The organism is Luteimonas sp. MJ250 (genome assembly GCF_039548455.1).
Lineage (GTDB): Bacteria > Pseudomonadota > Gammaproteobacteria > Xanthomonadales > Xanthomonadaceae > Luteimonas.
On the sequence record NZ_JBCLVB010000001.1, the window covers coordinates 33,860 to 51,771 of the forward strand.

At 67.8% G+C, this 17,912-nt stretch carries 13 protein-coding genes and 1 riboswitch; of the genes, 4 read left to right on the forward strand and 9 right to left on the reverse strand.

Going from position 1 to position 17,912, the window contains the following annotated elements:
- Positions 1-124 precede the first annotated feature (124 nt).
- A complete protein-coding gene (locus tag WCE37_RS00140; protein WP_343277600.1) occupies positions 125-1,945 on the forward strand; it encodes a phosphoenolpyruvate carboxykinase (GTP) in 1,821 nt (606 codons plus the stop codon).
- A gap of 57 nt (positions 1,946-2,002) precedes the next feature.
- Here WCE37_RS00140 and WCE37_RS00145 read toward each other — a convergent pair whose 3' ends face one another.
- The 4 genes from WCE37_RS00145 to WCE37_RS00160 all read right to left on the reverse strand — a co-directional run bounded on the left by WCE37_RS00145 (position 2,003) and on the right by WCE37_RS00160 (position 8,616).
- A complete protein-coding gene (locus WCE37_RS00145) occupies positions 2,003-3,589 on the reverse strand; it encodes a sulfotransferase (protein ID WP_343277601.1) in 1,587 nt (528 codons plus the stop codon).
- Between the two features lie 92 nt (positions 3,590-3,681).
- A complete protein-coding gene (locus WCE37_RS00150) occupies positions 3,682-6,585 on the reverse strand; it encodes a TonB-dependent receptor (protein ID WP_343277602.1) in 2,904 nt (967 codons plus the stop codon).
- A gap of 171 nt (positions 6,586-6,756) precedes the next feature.
- Positions 6,757-7,611, reverse strand: coding sequence for a hypothetical protein (locus WCE37_RS00155; RefSeq protein ID WP_343277603.1), 855 nt, complete (start codon positions 7,609-7,611; stop codon positions 6,757-6,759).
- 96 nt (positions 7,612-7,707) lie between these two features.
- The gene (locus WCE37_RS00160) at positions 7,708-8,616 is read right to left on the reverse strand and encodes an Hsp33 family molecular chaperone HslO (protein ID WP_343277605.1); all 909 of its coding nucleotides are present in this window, start codon (positions 8,614-8,616) and stop codon (positions 7,708-7,710) included.
- A gap of 79 nt (positions 8,617-8,695) precedes the next feature.
- Here WCE37_RS00160 and mtgA point away from each other — a divergent pair, with 79 nt between their 5' ends.
- The 3 genes from mtgA to WCE37_RS00175 are packed head-to-tail and all read left to right on the forward strand — an operon-like array spanning position 8,696 to position 10,902.
- Positions 8,696-9,454, forward strand: coding sequence for a monofunctional biosynthetic peptidoglycan transglycosylase (gene mtgA, locus WCE37_RS00165; protein WP_343277606.1), 759 nt, complete (start codon positions 8,696-8,698; stop codon positions 9,452-9,454).
- Between the two features lie 25 nt (positions 9,455-9,479).
- On the forward strand, positions 9,480-10,511 hold the full coding sequence (locus WCE37_RS00170) for a glycosyltransferase family 2 protein (protein ID WP_343277607.1): 1,032 nt from the start codon (positions 9,480-9,482) through the stop codon (positions 10,509-10,511).
- Positions 10,471-10,902: a CBS domain-containing protein gene (locus tag WCE37_RS00175; protein ID WP_343255846.1), complete on the forward strand. Its 432-nt coding sequence runs from the start codon at positions 10,471-10,473 to the stop codon at positions 10,900-10,902. Before WCE37_RS00170 ends, WCE37_RS00175 begins: the two co-directional genes overlap by 41 nt.
- 91 nt (positions 10,903-10,993) lie before the next feature.
- Here the strand turns inward: WCE37_RS00175 and WCE37_RS00180 are convergent, their stop codons facing one another.
- The 5 genes from WCE37_RS00180 to WCE37_RS00200 all read right to left on the reverse strand — a co-directional run bounded on the left by WCE37_RS00180 (position 10,994) and on the right by WCE37_RS00200 (position 17,590).
- The gene (locus WCE37_RS00180) at positions 10,994-12,949 is read right to left on the reverse strand and encodes an AsmA family protein (protein ID WP_343277608.1); all 1,956 of its coding nucleotides are present in this window, start codon (positions 12,947-12,949) and stop codon (positions 10,994-10,996) included.
- Positions 12,950-13,025: 76 nt separating this feature from the next.
- Positions 13,026-13,673 carry a hemolysin III family protein gene (locus tag WCE37_RS00185; RefSeq protein WP_343255848.1) on the reverse strand — a complete coding sequence of 216 codons (648 nt, stop codon included), beginning with the start codon at positions 13,671-13,673 and terminating at the stop codon, positions 13,026-13,028.
- 74 nt (positions 13,674-13,747) lie between these two features.
- A complete protein-coding gene (locus WCE37_RS00190; RefSeq protein ID WP_343255849.1) occupies positions 13,748-15,352 on the reverse strand; it encodes a peptide chain release factor 3 in 1,605 nt (534 codons plus the stop codon).
- A gap of 282 nt (positions 15,353-15,634) precedes the next feature.
- Positions 15,635-16,483: a M23 family metallopeptidase gene (locus WCE37_RS00195; protein WP_343277609.1), complete on the reverse strand. Its 849-nt coding sequence runs from the start codon at positions 16,481-16,483 to the stop codon at positions 15,635-15,637.
- Positions 16,484-16,486: 3 nt separating this feature from the next.
- Positions 16,487-17,590: a phytase gene (locus WCE37_RS00200; RefSeq protein WP_343277610.1), complete on the reverse strand. Its 1,104-nt coding sequence runs from the start codon at positions 17,588-17,590 to the stop codon at positions 16,487-16,489.
- Positions 17,591-17,698: 108 nt separating this feature from the next.
- A riboswitch (SAM riboswitch) is annotated at positions 17,699-17,817 on the forward strand.
- Positions 17,818-17,912 lie beyond the last annotated feature (95 nt).

Consider the following 17,912-nt stretch of genomic DNA (forward strand, 5'->3'; position numbering starts at 1 on the left):
ACGCGGCATCCCGGGCGGGTGCGCGACAGGCCCGTTTTTGATGCGGTGCAGCACAGCGGCGCCGGCCGCGCTGGATAGAATTGCATGTCCAGCCTGAAAAAATCGCACTTCGGAGGCGCGAGACATGAATGCAGTTCCCCAGCAGGGCGCGAACGCGACGCCCGGCACGCGCCTTCCGTCGTTGCAGCAGTGGGTCGACGAAGTCGCGTCGCTGACCCGGCCCGACCGCATCGTCTGGTGCGATGGCAGCGATGCCGAAGCGGCTGCGCTGCAGCAGGCCATGATGGCCGACGGCACCCTGCTGCCGCTCAACCAGGACACCCATCCCGGCTGCGTCCTGCACCGCTCCAGTCCCGATGACGTCGCCCGGGTCGAACACCTGACCTTCGTCTGCCACCAGCGGCGCGAGGATGCCGGCCCCAACAACCACTGGATGGCCCCGGCCGAGGCACACGCAAAGGTCGATGCCCTGTTCGACGGTTGCATGGAAGGCCGCACGCTGTACGTTCTGCCGTATTGCATGGGGCCGATCGACTCGCCGCTTGCGCGCTGCGGCGTCGAGATCACCGACTCGCCCTACGTGGTCGCCAACATGCGGGTGATGACGCGCATGGGCGCGGACGCACTGGCGCGGATCGAACGCGAAGGCCTGGAGCATGCCGCCCGCGGCGAGCCGGATACCTATGTCCGCGGCCTGCATTCGACCGGCGAGCTCGACCCCGATCGCCGCTACATCATGCACTTCCCCGAAGAGCTGGCGATCAAATCCTACGGCTCCGGCTACGGCGGCAATGCCCTGCTGGGCAAGAAGTGCCACGCCCTGCGCATCGCGTCGCACCAGGCCCGCAACGAAGGCTGGCTGGCCGAGCACATGCTCATCGTCGGCATCGAGAACCCGCAGGGCGAAGTCCACTACGTCGCCGCGGCCTTCCCGAGTGCCTGCGGCAAGACCAACCTGGCCATGCTGATCCCGCCGGAGTCATATCGCGAGAAGGGCTGGAAGGTGTGGACGGTTGGCGATGACATCTGCTGGATGCATCCCGGCGAGGACGGCCGGCTGTGGGCGATCAACCCCGAGGCCGGCTTCTTCGGCGTGGCTCCCGGCACGTCGGAAAAATCAAATCCCAACGCCCTGGCCTCGATCCAGCGCGACACCATCTTCACCAACGTCGCGGTCACCGATGACGGCCAGCCGTGGTGGGAAGGGCTCGACAAGCGCGTACCCGAGAAGGACTGGCAGGGGCGTGCCCATGACCCCGGCAATGGCCCGGCGGCTCATCCGAATTCACGCTTCACCGTCAGCGCGAAGCAGTGTCCGACGTTCTCCCCGCATGCCGAGGATCCGCAGGGCGTGCCGATCAGCGCGATCGTCTTCGGCGGCCGCCGCTCGAGCCTGGTGCCGCTGGTATTCGAGGCGCGCGACTGGGCGCACGGCGTGCTCGTGGGTGCGGCGATGGCGTCGGAAACCACGGCAGCGGCCACCGGCGCGGTTGGCGTGATGCGCCGCGACCCGATGGCGATGAAGCCATTCTGCGGCTACAGCTTCGCCGACTATTTCGCCCACTGGCTGTCGTTCGACAGGCCGGGCGCGAAGCTGCCGAAGGTCTTCCACGTCAACTGGTTCCGCAAGGATGCCGACGGCCGCTTCATGTGGCCGGGTTTCGGCGACAACATGCGCGTGCTGGAGTGGATCATCGGCCGCGTCGACGGCGGCGCGAAGGCCGATGCCGCGGTGATCGGCCATGTTCCGGCAGAGGGCGCGCTCGATCTTGATGGCGCCGACGTGCCTGCGGACGCGATGGCCGAACTGTTGCGTGTGGATGAGGCCGGCTGGAAGGCCGAGGCCGCCAGCGTGGCGTCCTACCTTGACGAACTTGGCGTGCCCGGCGATTCACCGCTGCGCGCGAGCCTGGGGCCGCTGGAAGGCGTCGCGACCGGGAGCTGAGGCCGTCCGGGCCCGTGGGCAGTGTGGCTGCCGACGGGCCTGGCGCCCGGTGGGAGGTCAGGCGCAGTCGATTCCCGCGTCCTCCAGCATCGTTCTGAGCGGTCCGAGCCGGCCTTCGTAGCGTTTCCACCGGCCCAGCGCCGTGGTGTACATCGGTTCACGTACCTGCACCGCGCTTGCCGTGGAGACGGGCGTGGCGTTCTTTTCGAACGCCAGGCACGCGTCGTCCCATTCAAGTCCGCAGTGGGAGATGATCGCGCGGCTGTTGCGCTCCTGCTCCAACACCAGTGATTCGTACTGGACCTCGAGGATCCGTCCGGGGAAGGCCGCCTTCCAGTGCGCCATCAGCCGGTCGAACAGGATGTAGTAGTGGCCGATGTCGAGCAGGTCGTAGGAATAGTCGAAATAGGGCGACTCCGGCGCGAACAGCTGCCTGAAGTTGCCGAGGCAGGTGTCGAGCGGGTGCCTGCGGACGCAGATCAGCCTGGCCTCGGGCAGCGCGCAGGCGATGTATCCGAGGTACAGGAAATTGTGCGGCAGCTTGTCGGTGAAGTGGGGCACTGAACCGGTGAAGGCGCGGGTGCCGGCAATGTAGTCATCGCCGAGCTTGCGCCAGTCCAGGCTTGCCGTCGCCACGCTGGCGATATGCGCCGGGTTGAACATCTCGAAGCCCGGGCCGCCCATCGCACGCTTCCAGGCGGAGGGGAAGTTGTGCAGCTCGCCGGCGGACTGGACCTGGGGATGGCTGGACGCGATGCGATCCACGAGGGTGGTTCCGGTGCGCGGCATGCCGACGATGAAGATCGGATCACCGGCATCGCTGCCGCGGATCGCCGGATCGGGGCAGGGGGCCGGGAAGCCCGAGGCCAAGGCATCGAACAGCGCCGCATCCTTTGCCCTGGAATATTGCAGCAGGTGCCCGGGCGCGCCCTTGCCGATGACACAGTGGTCGAAGGCGCCATCGTGGTTGCCGATGTCGTCCAGCTCCTTGGCCAGCGCCATGTTCAGGAACGTGGTTGCGGTGACCTTGCCCGTGGCGGCCGTGGCCAGCGCCGACAGGCGTTCAATGTGATTGGAATCCGTGGTCTGCCTGCGCAGCTGCGACAGGGAGTGGTGCGCCCGCCAGTGGTGCGGGTTCAATTCGACGCTGGCCTCGAGCTCACGCTCGGCACCGTCGATGTCGCCCAGAAAGGTCAGGGCGGTGCCGAGGTTGAAGCGGAAGGCCGCATCGTCGGGATCCAGGCGGACTGCCTGTCGGAAGGCCGCTGTCGCGCGTTCATGCGCGTTGCACTGGGCAAGGACGACCCCGAGGGTGTCGAAGCCGACCGCATGCTCCGGCTCCAGGAGGCGTTCGGCGCGGCCGGCTGCGTCCAGGGCGGCATCGTAGTCCTGCGACGAGGCGCAGGCCCTTGCCAGGTACAGGTGGAAGTCGGGGCGCCGCGGGTCGAGGGCGATGGCCTGCCTGAAGTGAGCCTGCGCGCCGATGGCGTCCTGCTGTTCCAGCAGGGCCACGCCGGCGATGAAATGGATTTCCGGATCGGCTGCGCCAAGGTCGATCAGGCGCGCGGCATGCGAATGCGCTTCGCCCCAGTGCCGGCGGTTCAGGGCGGCAATCATCTGTTGCTTGGGGACGCCGGTGTCCATGGATGGTCGTGAACCTCGTGGTTTTGCGAAGGCGTAAAAAACTACAGCCCCTTTCGGGGCTGTAGCGTCAAGCGTAGCGGATGTTCAGAGGATCAGAACTTCTGCTGGTAGCGCATGTAGATGAAGCGACCGATGTCGTGGCCACCGTAGAACGAGAAGCCCGAGGCCCGGCCGTTGGAGTTGTAGTACAGCGGCGGATCCTTGTCGAGCACGTTGTTGGCGCCCACTGCGATGCGGGCGTTCCACGGCGCGTTCCAGCTGACCTGCAGGTCATTGAACGTGGTCGAACCGACTTCGTTCTGCGGCACGATCCTGCCAAGCGTGTCCGGTGCCTGGTAGTTCGGCAGCGAGCAGTGCTCCAGATTCCCGTCCGCGTCCTCGAAGCCCATGCAGCCTTCCTTGGCACCCGAGGTGTAGCGCATGCCCCAGGTGACTGCAAAGTCGTTGAGGGCCCAGCTCAGGTTGAGGTTGGAACGTACGCGGAAGTTACCGCTGAAGCCGTTGGCCGGACCCGGGACGGCTTCCGGATCGTCGGTGGACTTGACGTCGTAGCTGCTGACATAGGTCGTGGCCCAGCGGGCGCCGAAGCGGCCAACGTCCGTATCCATACTGTAGTTCACGTCAAGGTCGAAGCCCTCGGTTTCGGCCCAGCCGGCGTTGCGCATGCCATATCGCAGCTGGCTGACGATGTTGCCGAGGCTCGCGTCACGCGAGAACAGGCCGCAGCGGCTTTCGATCAGGCCGACGTAGCAGTCGCTCATGATGTCGTTCGGGCTGTCCGACACCACCGTGTTCTCGATCCTGATGTTCCACCAGTCCAGCGCCACGCTCAGGCCCTGCATCTGGCTGGGGCTGTAGACGAGGCCGATGGTCTTCGAGGTGGAGTACTCCGGCTCGAGGAGCGGGTTGGAGCCTGCGGTGAACGGCACCGGGCTCTGGGCGCCAGCTGCGTCGGTGGGTTCGAAGCCCTGCTTCAGCTGGCGGTAGTCCGCGGGGACGTCCTGCAGGCAACGGGCCGAACCGGCGGCGACACCATAGACGCTGTCACAGGGGTCGCGGAAACCGGTGGTGAAGGTCTCAGAGGTACCGCCGTACAGATCACCAATGGTCGGGGCACGGAAGCCCTCGGCCCAGGTGCCGCGCACCAGCAGGTCGTCCATCGGACGCCACTTCACGCCGAACTTGTTGTTCGTCGTGTCACCGAAGGTGTCGAAGTCCGAGTAACGGCTGGCAACGCTGAGGCTCAGCTCCTTCGCGAACGCCATATCTGCGAGGATCGGGATGCTGAGCTCGGCGTAGACCTCGTCCACCGAATACTGGCCATAGGTCGGGCCGGACGCCAGGTTGGTGGAGTCACCCGACTGCGCGATGGCATCCGGGCTGAAACCGCCTTCTTCCTTGCGGTACTCGTAGCCCACAGCGAAGCCCAGGTCGCCGGCCGGCAGCGTGAACAGCGAACCCGCCAGGTTGGCAAAGTAGTTGTTGGTCTCGGTCTTGCCAGTGGCATGCTCTTCCTTGAACAGGTAGGCCTGCACCGCCGGATCGGCCAGCGAATTTGCCACCGCGCCGGTGCCGAAGCCCGCGAAGGGGTTCCACGGCACGCAGCCGGCAATCACCTGGTCGCTGCCGTTGGGGCCAGTGCCCTGGGTACCGCAGACAAGCTGGCCCTGGTCGTTCATGAACGAGGAGCCCACCGACCTGCGGACGTTGGGGATGAAGAAGTTGCCGTTGTTGGTGATGAGGGTGTCGTTCTCGTTGAACATGTAGCCGACATCCCAATCGAAGTAACGCTCACCGACTTCGAACGAACCTTCCAGAGCGGCGGTCAAGCGCCACGTGGTCTGGTCGGTGTCGGTGGTGCGCGGCACTTCCCAGCCGCGACGGCGCCAGTCGACCGCAGATACCCCTCCAGTCGGATTGAAGTAGCTGTCCGCGGCCATCGGGGCCCTGACAGCTGCCGCCCCGGACTGGGTCGGATAACCTGCGATCTGGCGGAACGACTCGCGCTTGGTATAACCCAGGTCGGTGACAAAGCGGATGTTGTCGGTCAGGTCGTAGTTGGCGTTGACGAACAGCGAACGACGCTTGAGCGGCGTCATCACATGCATCTGGTCGGACGGGATGCTGGTGTCGGCACCTGTCTGCGTGTGCCAGCCATCGGTACCCAGGGCGTCACTCCCGCGATCCGCTACGAACCACGGGTCGGTGGGGGCTGAGCCCGGGAGGCGCCAATTGCCCCACTGGCCGACTGCGGTGGTGCTGTACTGCGGATAGCCGGGGTAGCTGTCCTTCGAGAACCAGCGGTTGCGCGCCCAGACGCCTTCTTCGTCGTGGGACTCGGCAGCGATGGTGACCGAACCGCGGTCGCTGGTCATGCCGACCACGAAGTCGTAGGTCTGCTTGGTGCCGTCGCCTTCGCCGTACTGGCCGAAGTAGGCGTTGGCTTCCGCGCCTTCGAAGTTCTTGCGGGTGATGATGTTGATCACGCCGGCCATGGCGTCGGAGCCGTAGATGGACGAGGCGCCGTCCTTCAGGACGTCAATGCGCTCGACCATGACGGTCGGGATGGTCGACACGTCCTGGAAGCCGTCCGGGCTGATGCCCAGGCGCTTGCCGTTGAGCAGGACCAGGGTGCGCTGTGCACCAAGGTTGCGCAGGTCGATGTACTGGCCGCCGGCTTCCTGGTTGGCGGTCAGCGGCGAGGTGCGGCTGAACGTCGGAGCGCCCGCGGACGGGATGTTCGACAGGATGTCGGCAACGGTGTTGAAGCCGCCGGCCTGGATATCGTCGCGGCTGATGGTCATGACCGGCTGGGCGGTTTCGACGTCAACCTGGCGGATGCGCGAACCGGTGACTTCAATCCGGTCCAGGGTGGTCGCCTGGTTCGTGGAGCTGGCTTCCTGTGCAAATGCTGCACCAGTGCCCACGAGCGTGGTGGCACCTGCAACGAGCGCGAAGGTGATCGCGTCGCGGAGCTTGGTGGTCTTAAGGGTCATCTCTCTCTCCGAGTGAGTCTTGGGTAAATCCCATGGGAACCCCACCGGTGGAGTCAAAGCAGACACCAAGCCCGGCAAGGCCGCTGCCGATAGTAGCTCTGCCTGAGCAAAAATTAAAGTGTTGTTAATAATTGCCGGCTCCGCTAAGGAAGCGCGCGCAAAATCAAGGACTTAGAGGTCCTGCTCGTACCTGATATAGGGCACGGTGCCGTCGTCGTCACGACCATTGAGGTTCGGCGAGAACGGATTCCGGCCCTTGGTGACGAGATTGTCGGCGCCCACGGTGAGCTGGCCGCTCCATGGCGTCCGCCAGGTGAGCCCGAGGCCGACACCTTCCCAGCGGGGCTGGCCCGGGGTTTCCACGACGTGGCCGACGATGCTGGCGCCGAAGCGGCCGTAGCCGCCGCCAATCGTCAGGCTGCGCGAGGTCCAGGCGTCGCCGATGCCGAGATGGGTGGCTTCGGCCGGGGTCATCAGCGTGGCTTTCGCCATGGTGCCGGCGATGGCGACCACGCCTTCGCGGCCGATATTGTGCTGCGCGAAGACGGTCAGATCGTTGACGTCGACCGTGGCGGTGGCGCCGCGGTTGCCGGTGGCAAGCCACGGAGGAAGGGTGCCGTGGCCGCTGCCGGCGCTCAGGCCCAGACGCGTGTTGGAGCCGGCCTTGAAGGCCGCGGTGCCGCTGGCATGCGCGCGGGAGTTGTCTTCGAAGCTGGCGAGCATGCAGTTGTCGGCAAGGTTGCCCAGCGCGCTGGCCAGGCCGGTCTTGCGGTCGCAGAACACGCCCAGGGAATTGCCGGCATCCAGCCCGAAGGCCGCATCAAGCGCGCTGTCGCCGAAGCCCGCCGTGGAATTCGCCCCGGCGGGTTCAAGCAGGAGCAGGGCTTCGATCTTGCCGCTGGACTGGTTCCATACCGGCAGCACGGCCTGCCCGCGCTTGCCCTGCAGCGTCTGCCCATGCGCGCCCGCCGCCACGCTGAGGGCGAGGACAAGGGAGAGCGACAGCTGTGCAAGGCGCGTCTTCATGGCGTGCCGGATAGACCCCTGACAGATGGCGGAAGTTCCGCCTCGATGATGGCTCCGACTCTAGTCGATTCATGTTTTCTTAACAATCCCTCCGCGTCACTGCAGTCCAGGCGGGGCAGCCATTGGGCTCAGCTTGGCCGTGAAGAGGGCGTGCAGGGCATCTGCGTCGAATTCGTAGGCCTGGCCGCAGAACTCGCAGTGGACCTGGGCCGTGCCGTCGATCAGCGCGGCCTCCGCTTCGTCCCGGCCCAGCGAGACCATCATCGCCTCGACCCGCTCGCGCGAACAGGAACAGGCGAACGCCAGCCGCCGGCCGCCGACCGTCTGCGGCGACTCCTCATGGAACAGGCGGTGCAGCAGCTCCGTCCCCGGGGTCGCGAGGAGCTCGTCCGCGCCCAGGGTGGAAAACAGCGCGCTGGCGCGGTCCCAGCCGTCATCGTCGCCTTCGTCGGCGGGGAGCTTCTGCAGCATCAGTCCGGTGGCGGCGTCCTCGCCGGCAGCGAGGAGGATCCGGGTCGGCAGCTGCTCGGACTGGATGAAATAGCCCTCGAAGGCCCGCGACAGATCGGCGGCGTCCAGCGGCACCAGGCCCTGGTAGCGCGCGGCGTCGCGGCTGCCGATGCCGGGATTCTCGATGGTGATCGCAAGCAGGGCACCCGCGCCAAGGCCATCGATGCCGCTGATGTCGCCGGCATCGTCGGCCATGCGCGCGATGCCGCGCAGGGTGCCGGCAGCGGTGCATTCGGCGAACAGGGTGCGCAGCGCGCCCTCGCCACGCAGCTGCACCGACAGTCGGCCGTCGACCTTGACGTGGCCGGTGAACAGCGCCGATGCCACTGCGGCCTCGCCAAGCAGCGCACGCGCTACCGGCGGATAGCTGTCGCTGGATGCGATCCGGCGCCAGGTTTCGCCCAGGTGCACGTGCACTCCACGAACGCCGGCGCGGGGCAGCAGGAAGCGGGTCAGGTGGTCGTGGGCGTCGGGGGCGATGGTGGCGTTGGTCATGCAAGGGTCCGTTGCGCGTTGTGGTGGGGCCGTGCGGCTGGATAATCGTCGCATCGACCCGTGCGGGCGAACCGTGGAGATGGGGATGGTGCCGGGAAGGAACAAGGATGACGGGCTGTCGTCCGCGCCGGGGCGCGGCTGCCAGCGCAGCCGCTGGCACTGGCTGTGGAAGCTGCCGTTGCTGCTGGCGCTGGTGAGCGTCGTGCAGGTGCTCGCGCTGCGCTTCATCGATCCGCCGTTCTCGACGTTCATGGCCATCCGCCAGGTCGAGGCGCTGCGCGCGGGGGATGCCGGTTTCCGGATCGCCTACGACTGGCGCGACCTCGACCGGATCGCGCCGTCGCTGCCGCTGGCGGCGGTCGCGGCCGAAGACCAGAACTTCGCCCGCCATCGCGGCTTCGACCTCGAGGCCATCGAGCGCGCGCGTGCGCACAACGCCCGCGGTGGACGGACCCGGGGCGCGAGCACGATCAGCCAGCAGCTGGCCAAGAACCTGTTCCTGTGGAGCGGGCGCAGCTGGATCCGAAAGGGGGCGGAGGCCTGGTACACGCTGCTGATCGAGGCGCTTTGGCCAAAGCAGCGGATCCTCGAGGTGTACGTCAACGTGGCCGAGTTCGGCGACGGCATCTACGGCGCGCAGGCCGCGGCGCGCAGCTATTGGGGCAAGGACGCCGGCAGCCTGACGGACAGCGAGAGCGCATGCCTGGCGGCAGTGCTGCCGAGCCCGCGACGCTACAGCGCGCATCGCCCCGGGCCCTATGTGCAGCGCCGCGCGCAGTGGATCGAACGCAACATGCGCAACCTCGGTGGCGAGGCATGGCTTGAGGCGCTGGAGTGACGCGGGCGCACGCTAGGATGTCGGCATGAGCCGTGACCGACTGACCGTGGTGGTGGCCGCCTTCAACGAGGCGGCGGCGCTGCCGGAACTGCATCGCCGCCTGGCGGCCGTGCTGGCGCGGCTTGCGGCCGACGACGGCGTGGACGGCGGGGTGCTTTACGTCGACGACGGCAGCACCGACGCGACCTGGGCGGTAATGCGGGATCTCGCCGCCGCCGACGCGCGGGTGTCGCTGCTGCGGCTGTCGCGGAACTTCGGCAAGGAGGCGGCGCTGACGGCCGGCTTGGATCGCGTGGTGTCGGGGGCGGCCGTGATCCTGGACGCGGACGGACAGGATCCACCTGAGCTCATTCCCGAGCTGGTCGCTCGCTGGCGCGAAGGCTTCGATGATGTGCACGGCACGCGGCTTGCGCGCGAAGGCGATGGCTGGTTCAAGCGCGCCTCGGCGCACCTGTTCTATCGCGTGATGCAGCGCCTGTCGAAAACCCCGGTGCCGGCCGACACCGGAGACTTCCGCCTGCTTTCTCCGCGTGCGCTGGCCGCGCTGCGCGAACTGCGCGAGCGCCACCGGTTCATGAAGGGCCTGTTCGGCTGGATCGGCTTCAACCGCGTCAGCGTGCCCTACCGGCGCGAGCCGCGGCTGGCCGGCCGCAGCAAGTTCAACGCGTGGCGACTGTGGAACTTCGCGCTCGAGGGCATCACCAGCTTTTCCACCGCGCCGCTGCGGCTGGCCACCTACCTGGGCATCGCCACGGCGCTGCTGGCGTTCGGCTATGGCCTGTGGATCATCGCCAAGGCCCTGGTCTGGGGCGACGCGGTGGCGGGCTGGCCGACGATGATGGCGGTGATCCTGTTCCTTGGCGGCGTGCAGCTGATGGCGCTGGGCCTGATCGGTGAATACCTCGGCCGGCTTTACGAGGAATCGAAGCAGCGGCCGCTTTACCTGGTCGACACCTGGTCGCAGGCCGAAGGGGTATGCTCGGGCGTGCCCCCCACGATCGACGAGCGAGGTCGCGATGCGCACGGTAAGGCAGCTGCTGGAATCCAAGGGTCCTGAGGTCCATGCGATAAGCCCGGACGCGGCGGTGATCGACGCCATCCGGCTGATGGCCGAGAAAGGCATCGGCGCACTGGTGGTGCTGGATGCGGGAGGGCGGCTCGCAGGCATCGTTTCCGAGCGCGACTACGCGCGGAAGATCGTGCTCGACGGGCGTTCGTCGAAAGACACGGCGGTGCGCGACATCATGACCGCCGATGCGGTGACGGTCGGCCTCGACGACGTCGCGCCGGCGTGCATGCAGCTGGTGACCGAGCGCCGCATCCGCCACCTGCCGGTGGTGGTGGACGGCAAGGTGGTGGGCCTGGTCTCGATCGGCGACCTGGTCAAGGCGGTGATCGAGGAGCAGCAGCTCGAACTCGATCACCTGCAGCGCTACATCACCTCCTGACGGGTGACCGCCACCGGGACGGGCAGCGGCACCGCCCTGTGGCAGCTGCTACAAATGCCGCTGCCAGAAATGCCGCTGCTGCAAGTGCGCGCTATCGCGCGTACTCGCCGCCGCAGTCGCTGTCTTCGCCGCCGCCGAGTTCCAGCGTGGCCAGCAGCGCTGCCGGGGGCGCGATGCTGGCGAGCGTCAGCGCGATCGCGCCGCGCAGGCCGAGCCTGGCCATGTCGGGACGGAAGCCGGGATCGCGGAAGCTGCCGTCGACCACCAGCGGCGAGCGCAGCGCGAGAATGCTGCGATCCTTGGGCCTTGGCCTGAGCTCCAGGTCCAGCTGCTCCTCGCCCAGGTCGACCGTGCCCTTGCCGATGATGATCGTGTCGCTGGTGTCGAACGCCAGCGCGCGCGCGGTCATCACTCCGTCCTCGACCGCGAAGTCGCCGAAGGCGCAGCGGATCGCCACCTTGCGGTCCTTGCCGATCATGAATTTGAGCGCTTCGTAGATGTCGATGCCGGCGAGTTCGACCAGCAGGTTGCTGATCTCGCCCCGGCCCATGCCCAGCGCGATGTCGCCGTCGGCGGTGGCGAGCATGCGGGCGATGGAATTGCCGCTGCCGGCGATGTCGATGTCGCCGCTGATGCTGCCCACTGCGTCGGCGGCGAGTTCGGATTCCGGGAACAGCCGGCCCAGCTCCAGCCCGCGGGCACGGATCGCGGCCTCGGTACGGATCGCATCCCGACGGGCATCCATGCGCACGGTCGAGCGCACGCGGCCGCCGGCAACGCCGAAGTCGAGCGGCTCCAGCCGCAGCAGCCCGGCTTCGAGCACGAGGTGCGCGTCCATGTCGTCCAGCGGCCAGCCCGGGGCCTCGATGCGCGCCGCCTTCCAGCGCACGTCGGCGTCCATCGTGCGCAGCTTGTGCAGTTCGTAGGGCGTGTCCGGAAGCAGGCGACCTTCGGCGGCGCGGGCGGCGGCCTGCGCCTCGAGTTCGGCATTGCCGGTCTCGTCGCCATCGCTGTCGGGCGGTGCGCCGACGAAGCCGCCGAGATCGTCGAAGTCGAGCAGTTCCGAACGCAGGTCGCCCTCGAACAGCAGGCGCTCGCCGCCGGTGGTGACCTTGGCGGTGCCGCCGAGGTCGCTGTCGCCGACGGTGCCGCTGAAGCCCTCGTAGCGCCAGACGGCGCCGTCGCGGACCAGGCGGCCATCGAGCGCGTAGCGCGGTGTATGCGGCAGCGCGATCCCGAGCAGGGGATAGAGGTCTTCCAGGTCCTTGCCCGACAGCGCCATCTGGACGTCGAACGCGTCCAGCCCGAGCAGCCGGGTGATGGCGCCGCGGGCATGCGCATTCGTCGCGCCTGCGGTCGCACGGAGATCGAGTGCGAAGGGCGTATCGGTGGAGCGCAGCTCGAGCGGTGAAGCGACCGCGCCGCTGAGTTCGAAGGCCTCGCCGCGCCAGTGGCCGTCGCCGTGCAGGGTGAGCGGGCGCTCGCCGGCGTCTGCGCCCTCGTGGCTGGCCACGGCGAGATCGATGTCGGTTTCACCGGCGCGGTCGATGAAGCGCAGGCGCCCCTCGTCCACCAGCAGGCGGTCGATCCGCGGGCCCTCGCCATCGCCTGACATGCCTTCAAAGATCCAGTTGCCGCCGTCGTCGCCGGTTTCCAGCAGCAGGTCGGGCCTGGACAGGCCGAGTTCGGGGATGTGGATGCTGCCGGTCAGCAGCGAGAACGGCCGCACGTGCAGTTCAAGAGAGTCGGCCTTCGCCATCTCGGGCGTCCCGGACCAGTCGGCGTTGCCGAGCACGAGCCTGTCGGCGCGGACGATCGTGGTGGGGCCCAGGTCGACGTCGAGGTCACCGCCGATTTCGAAGCTGCGCCCGGTCTGCGCGGACACCACGCGTTCCACCGGGCCCTTGAACCAGTTCCAGTCCCAGAGCAGGACCAGGACCAGCAGCGCGATGGCGAACACTGCCGCCGCCACGCGCCACGGATGCGCGCGGGCACTGGCCAGTGTCCTTTCATATGCCTCGCGATGCTGAGGGTGCCCCGTCGACATGCGCCGGTTCCGGTGTGGATGCCGGGCCACCTTCCACCGCAGGCGGTAAAACGAGGGTGAACGGACGTGCGGATGTTCAGCCGGGCAGCGTGACCTGCGCCATCACCGCGATGTAATGGCACACGCTCCCGGCGATGCAGAACAGGTGCCAGATCGCGTGCGAATAGGGGAGCGATTCGCGATGGTAGAAGACCGTGCCCAGGGTATAGAACACGCCGCCGGCGACCAGCCAGCCGAAGGTCCATGCGTCCAGCGCGGCCAGTACCGGCTTGATGGCCACCAGCACCAGCCAGCCCATGGCCACATAGACCAGCGTCGACAGGCGCTTGAAGCGGCCGGTGTAGAACAGCTTGAACACCACGCCGGCAAGCGCCAGGGTCCAGATCGCGGCGAACAGGCTCCATCCCCAGGGTCCGCGCAGGCCGATCAGGGTGAACGGCGTGTAGGTGCCGGCGATCAACAGATAGATCGCACAGTGGTCGAACACCTTGAGCCGGCCCTTGAGCACCGGATGCTGGAACGAGTGGTACAGGGTGGACGCGAGGTAAAGCAGCAGCAGGCTGCTGCCGAACACGATGGCCGCGCCAAGCTGCCAGCCATTGCCGTACAGCGCGGCCAGGGTGATCAACACCGCGCCGCCTGCAAGCGCGGCAGTTGCGCCGAGGCCGTGGGTCAGCGCACTGGCGAGTTCCTCGCGCCTTTCGCGCAGGCTCATGGTGGACACGATGGAATCCCGGTGGGTGAACGGGATCGATCATGCCATGCGTAGGCGTACCGGGGATGTCGTGCGACAGACGCTCAGCCAGCGGCCTGGGTGTGGGCCTGTTCGCGCGTGGCCAGGAACTCCACGTCGGGCCAGCGTTCGACGGCGAGCTGGAGGTTGACGCGGGTCGGAGCGAGGTAGACCAGCTGGTCGGCGGCATCGATTCCGAGGTTTGTCGCGTTCTTCTCGCGGAATTCCTCCAGCTTGCGCTCGCTGGCGCAGCGCACCCAGCGGGTGGTCACGACGCCGACCGGCTCGAAGATCGCGTCAACGCCGTATTCGGCCTTGAGCCGGTAGGCGGCCACCTCGAACTGCAGCACGCCGATCGCGCCCAGGATCAGGTCGTTGGACATCAGCGGCCGGAAGAACTGCGTGGCGCCCTCTTCCGACAGCTGGGCCAGGCCCTTCTGCAGCTGCTTGAGCTTGAGCGGATCGCGCAGGCGCGCGCGGCGGAACAGTTCGGGCGCGAAGTTGGGGATGCCGGTGAACGAGAACTGCTCGCCCTCGGTGAAGGTGTCGCCGATCGAGATCGTGCCGTGGTTGTGGATGCCGATCACGTCGCCCGGATACGCCTCGACCGCGATCTCCCGGTCGCTGGCCATGAAAGTCAGCGCGTTGGCCAGCTTCATGTCCTTGCCCGTGCGCACGTGGAAGGCCTTCATCCCGGCCTCGAAGCGACCCGAGCACACGCGCATGAAGGCGACGCGGTCGCGGTGTTGCGGGTCCATGTTGGCCTGGATCTTGAACACGAAGCCGCTGAGCTTCGATTCGCCCGGCGCGACGTCGCGGCCGGTGGTCGCGCGCGGCTGCGGCGACGGTGCCTGGCGCACGAAGAAGTCGAGCAGCGGCTGCACGCCGAAGTTGTTCACCGCCGAGCCGAAGAACACCGGCGTCTGGTGCCCGGCAAGGTATTGGGCGGAATCGAAACCGTGGCTTGCGCCCTGGACCAGCTCCAGTTCGTCGCGAAGCTCGCGCAGCATGTCGGCACCGATGCGCTGTTCCACGCGTGGATCGTCCAGCGACGGGAAGATCGTCGAGTCCTGGCGGGTGAAGTTGCGGCCCTGCTCGTACAGGTGGACCTCGCCGGTCAGCAGGTGGACCACGCCCTTGAGCCGCTTGCCCATGCCGATCGGCCATGTCACCGGCGCGCACTGGATGCCGAGCACGCTCTCGACCTCGTCCAGCAGCTCGATCGGCTCGCGGCCCTCGCGGTCGAGCTTGTTGATGAAGGTCATGATCGGCGTGTCGCGCATCCGGCACACCTCCATCAGCTTGATGGTGCGCTCCTCGACGCCCTTGGCGACGTCGATCACCATCAGCGCCGAGTCCACAGCGGTCAGCACGCGGTAGGTGTCCTCGCCGAAGTCGGCGTGGCCGGGGGTGTCGAGCAGGTTGACGATGCGGCCCTCGTAGGGGAACTGCATCACCGAGCTGGTGACCGAGATGCCGCGCTCCTGTTCGAGCTTCATCCAGTCGGACGTGGCATGGCGCGCGGCCTTGCGGCCCTTCACGCTGCCCGCCATCTGGATCGCGCCGCCGAACAGCAGCAGCTTCTCGGTCAGCGTGGTCTTGCCGGCGTCGGGATGCGAAATGATCGCGAACGTGCGGCGGCGGGCGGCTTCGGCGGAAACGTCAGGCATGGCGATACGCGCCGCGCTGGCGCCGTCGGGGTGTGCGGAAAGTCCGGGATTATACGGGGCTGGTGTGGGTCCGAAGAACTTCTGCCACGGATTCACGCGGATTGGTGGGCTTTTTGCTGATAGTCCGGGAGGGTGTGCGGAGAAATGCGCGGCACGTGCAGCGCGGACCCCAGTGGAGAAGCTCCCGGCCCAACAACGCCCCCGACTGTCACGTCAGCACCGCAGAGCCTCGAGAAGAATCCCGATCCGCGTAACTCCGTGGCAAAAAAAGCTCCCAGCTCTTCACTCCACCCCCGCCGCCGCCTCGCTGAAGCGGAGGATCCCGGCCGGGCCGAACATCTTGAAGGGCAGGGACACCAGGCGCATGCCGCGGTTGGCCTGGACGGCGAAGTGCAGGTGCGGGCCGCCGCTGTAGCCGGTGCTGCCGGAGCTGCCGATGCGCTGGCCGCTGCGCACGCGTTCGCCCTGGCGGACCTGCGCGCCGTCAGGCGCAAGGTGGGCATAGACGGCCATGGTGCCGTCGTCGTGCAGGATGCGGATGAAGTTGGCGCGGTCGGTGTTGGCGGGTGAATCAAGGCCGCCGTTGCTGAAGCGGGCCTCGACCTGCATCACCATGCCGTCGCGCGCGGCCAGCACCGGGGTGCCTTCGGCGACCGCGAAGTCGACTGCGTGGCGATTCTCGTCGTCGCGGTGGCTGAACGCGCCGCCCCATCCCTGGCCGATGTTGAGCACGTGGGTGGCCAGCGGCCATGCGTATTCGACATCGCGCGGTCGCGCGCCGGGATGGCCGGGCACCACGTCGAGCAGAAGCAGGGCGTCGGCGCGGTCGACCCGCGAGACCAGCACCCGGCCCAGCGATGGGACGGTTGCGCGCGCTGGCAGCGCTGGATATGCCACGGGCATCGCGCCGCGGGCGCGCAGCACGACCTCGACGGGGCCGGAAAGCAGGTTCTCCGCCCACGCCTCGGGGCCGTGGCCGCGGTCCACGAGGTCCAGTCGCGCAAGCGGTGCGGGACCCTGGCGCGCGCCTGCAACGGGCTCGGCGGCCCGCGCGGTGCCGGACAGAGCGCAGCCTGCGGGCAGCGCGATGCACCCTGCAAGCAGCATCGCGGCGGCGAAGAGAGTGCGCATCGGTCAGTGCAGGCAGGCGGTGTCCAGGCCCAGCGCATCGACGATGTCGCCCAGGTCGAAGGCCGAAACCGCACGGTCGTCGTGCACGGCGTACAGCACGCCGCCGGGGAATCGCGGCGTGGCCGGGGCGTGCAGGGCGATGCCGTCGGTGCGCGCGGTGGTCCCGCCGTGGAAGCTGCCCGCCGGCTCCAGGCTCTTGCGGTCGAATAGATGGAACCGGGTCAGCGGCGCCTGCTGGTCCACCGCCAGCCAGTAGCCGCCGGTGGCGCTGCAGGCCCAGAGCACCACGCCCTCGGCCTCGCCGGTGAACGTGCCTTCCGGCAGGCTGCGCCCGGTCCAGCGGCCGGCAAAGTCGTAGACGTGGATGTTCGACGGGCTGGTCTGGTCTTCTTCGGCGACCAGCAGGCGGTCGTGCGCCGGGTCGCCGGCGATCGACTCGACCATGTTCAGGCGCGCCGGGCCCGCGGTCTCGCCGAAGGATCCGAGATGGGCGGCATCAAGGTGGCCCTGGTCGTCGAAGCGCAGGCGGTAGCGGCGTACGCGCTGCGACAGCTCCTCGGCCGGCGGCACCACGTCATGGCGTTCGCCGTACATGAAGCTGTCGGTGACGAAGACCTCGAGCTCCCGCGGCACGCGCTCGTGCAGCCAGATGCCGTAGGGGCTGCGCAGTTCGTCGTGGCCAAAGCTGGCCACCGGCGCGAAGTCCGGCAGCGACAGCAGCTGCACGCGATGGTTGTCGCGCTCGACCACGAACAGGATGTCGCCGAAGACCGCGAGGCCATTGGGACGGTTGAACGCGCCCGGCGTTTCCCCGCGCGCGCCGACGGTGCGCAGCGGCGCGCCGGAGTCGCCGTTGAACACCGTCAGGCGATGGGTGGACTTGCCGGTGGCGAGCAGCCAGGTGTCACCCTCGCCGGAGACCCAGGTGATCACGGAGTCCAGCTCTTCGCCGGGCACGTCGGGCGAAATCCAGGCTTCGGCGACCAGCGCCGATACGGGCGGGACCGGCGGCGCCGCGGATGGTCGGGAGGGCGGGGGGAACTGCGGGGATGTGGCGCAGGCGGCAAGCAGGAGGGCGAGCGCACTCGCAACGATGGGTCTCGACATCGCGTGATTATGCGGTGCCCGACACCTTTCCGGCGACCGCAAAATAATAATATCGCTTCATCCGCATGAAGCGATTGACAGCGGTCGTCGCCGGTGTCAATCTGCGGCCATCCATCGAGACCGGCTGAGGGACAGGCCCGACGAAGCCGGGGCAACTGGATGGGGCGCAAGCCCCGTCCGCTGTGCCAAGTCCTGCGGGGACCTGTGTGTCTACCGGAAGATGGCTGCGGCTCACCCGTCGGGGTGGTTCGTTGCGTATCGCCGCCGCTGCTGCGATACCCATCCTTCGGCATGCCCCGCGGCATCGATGGCCTTGTCCACA

Excerpts from the sequence above, each read along its gene's own strand:
- WCE37_RS00190 (WP_343255849.1), bottom strand. The coding sequence starts at position 15,352 with ATGCCTGACGTTTCCGCCGAAGCCGCCCGCCGCCGCACGTTCGCGATC.
- WCE37_RS00195 (WP_343277609.1), bottom strand. The coding sequence starts at position 16,483 with ATGCGCACTCTCTTCGCCGCCGCGATGCTGCTTGCAGGGTGCATCGCG.
- WCE37_RS00160 (WP_343277605.1), bottom strand. The coding sequence starts at position 8,616 with ATGACCAACGCCACCATCGCCCCCGACGCCCACGACCACCTGACCCGC.
- WCE37_RS00175 (WP_343255846.1), top strand. The coding sequence starts at position 10,471 with ATGCGCACGGTAAGGCAGCTGCTGGAATCCAAGGGTCCTGAGGTCCAT.
- WCE37_RS00145 (WP_343277601.1), bottom strand. The coding sequence starts at position 3,589 with ATGGACACCGGCGTCCCCAAGCAACAGATGATTGCCGCCCTGAACCGC.
- WCE37_RS00170 (WP_343277607.1), top strand. The coding sequence starts at position 9,480 with ATGAGCCGTGACCGACTGACCGTGGTGGTGGCCGCCTTCAACGAGGCG.
- WCE37_RS00200 (WP_343277610.1), bottom strand. The coding sequence starts at position 17,590 with ATGTCGAGACCCATCGTTGCGAGTGCGCTCGCCCTCCTGCTTGCCGCC.
- mtgA (WP_343277606.1), top strand. The coding sequence starts at position 8,696 with ATGGGGATGGTGCCGGGAAGGAACAAGGATGACGGGCTGTCGTCCGCG.
- WCE37_RS00180 (WP_343277608.1), bottom strand. The coding sequence starts at position 12,949 with ATGTCGACGGGGCACCCTCAGCATCGCGAGGCATATGAAAGGACACTG.
- WCE37_RS00150 (WP_343277602.1), bottom strand. The coding sequence starts at position 6,585 with ATGACCCTTAAGACCACCAAGCTCCGCGACGCGATCACCTTCGCGCTC.
- WCE37_RS00140 (WP_343277600.1), top strand. The coding sequence starts at position 125 with ATGAATGCAGTTCCCCAGCAGGGCGCGAACGCGACGCCCGGCACGCGC.
- WCE37_RS00155 (WP_343277603.1), bottom strand. The coding sequence starts at position 7,611 with ATGAAGACGCGCCTTGCACAGCTGTCGCTCTCCCTTGTCCTCGCCCTC.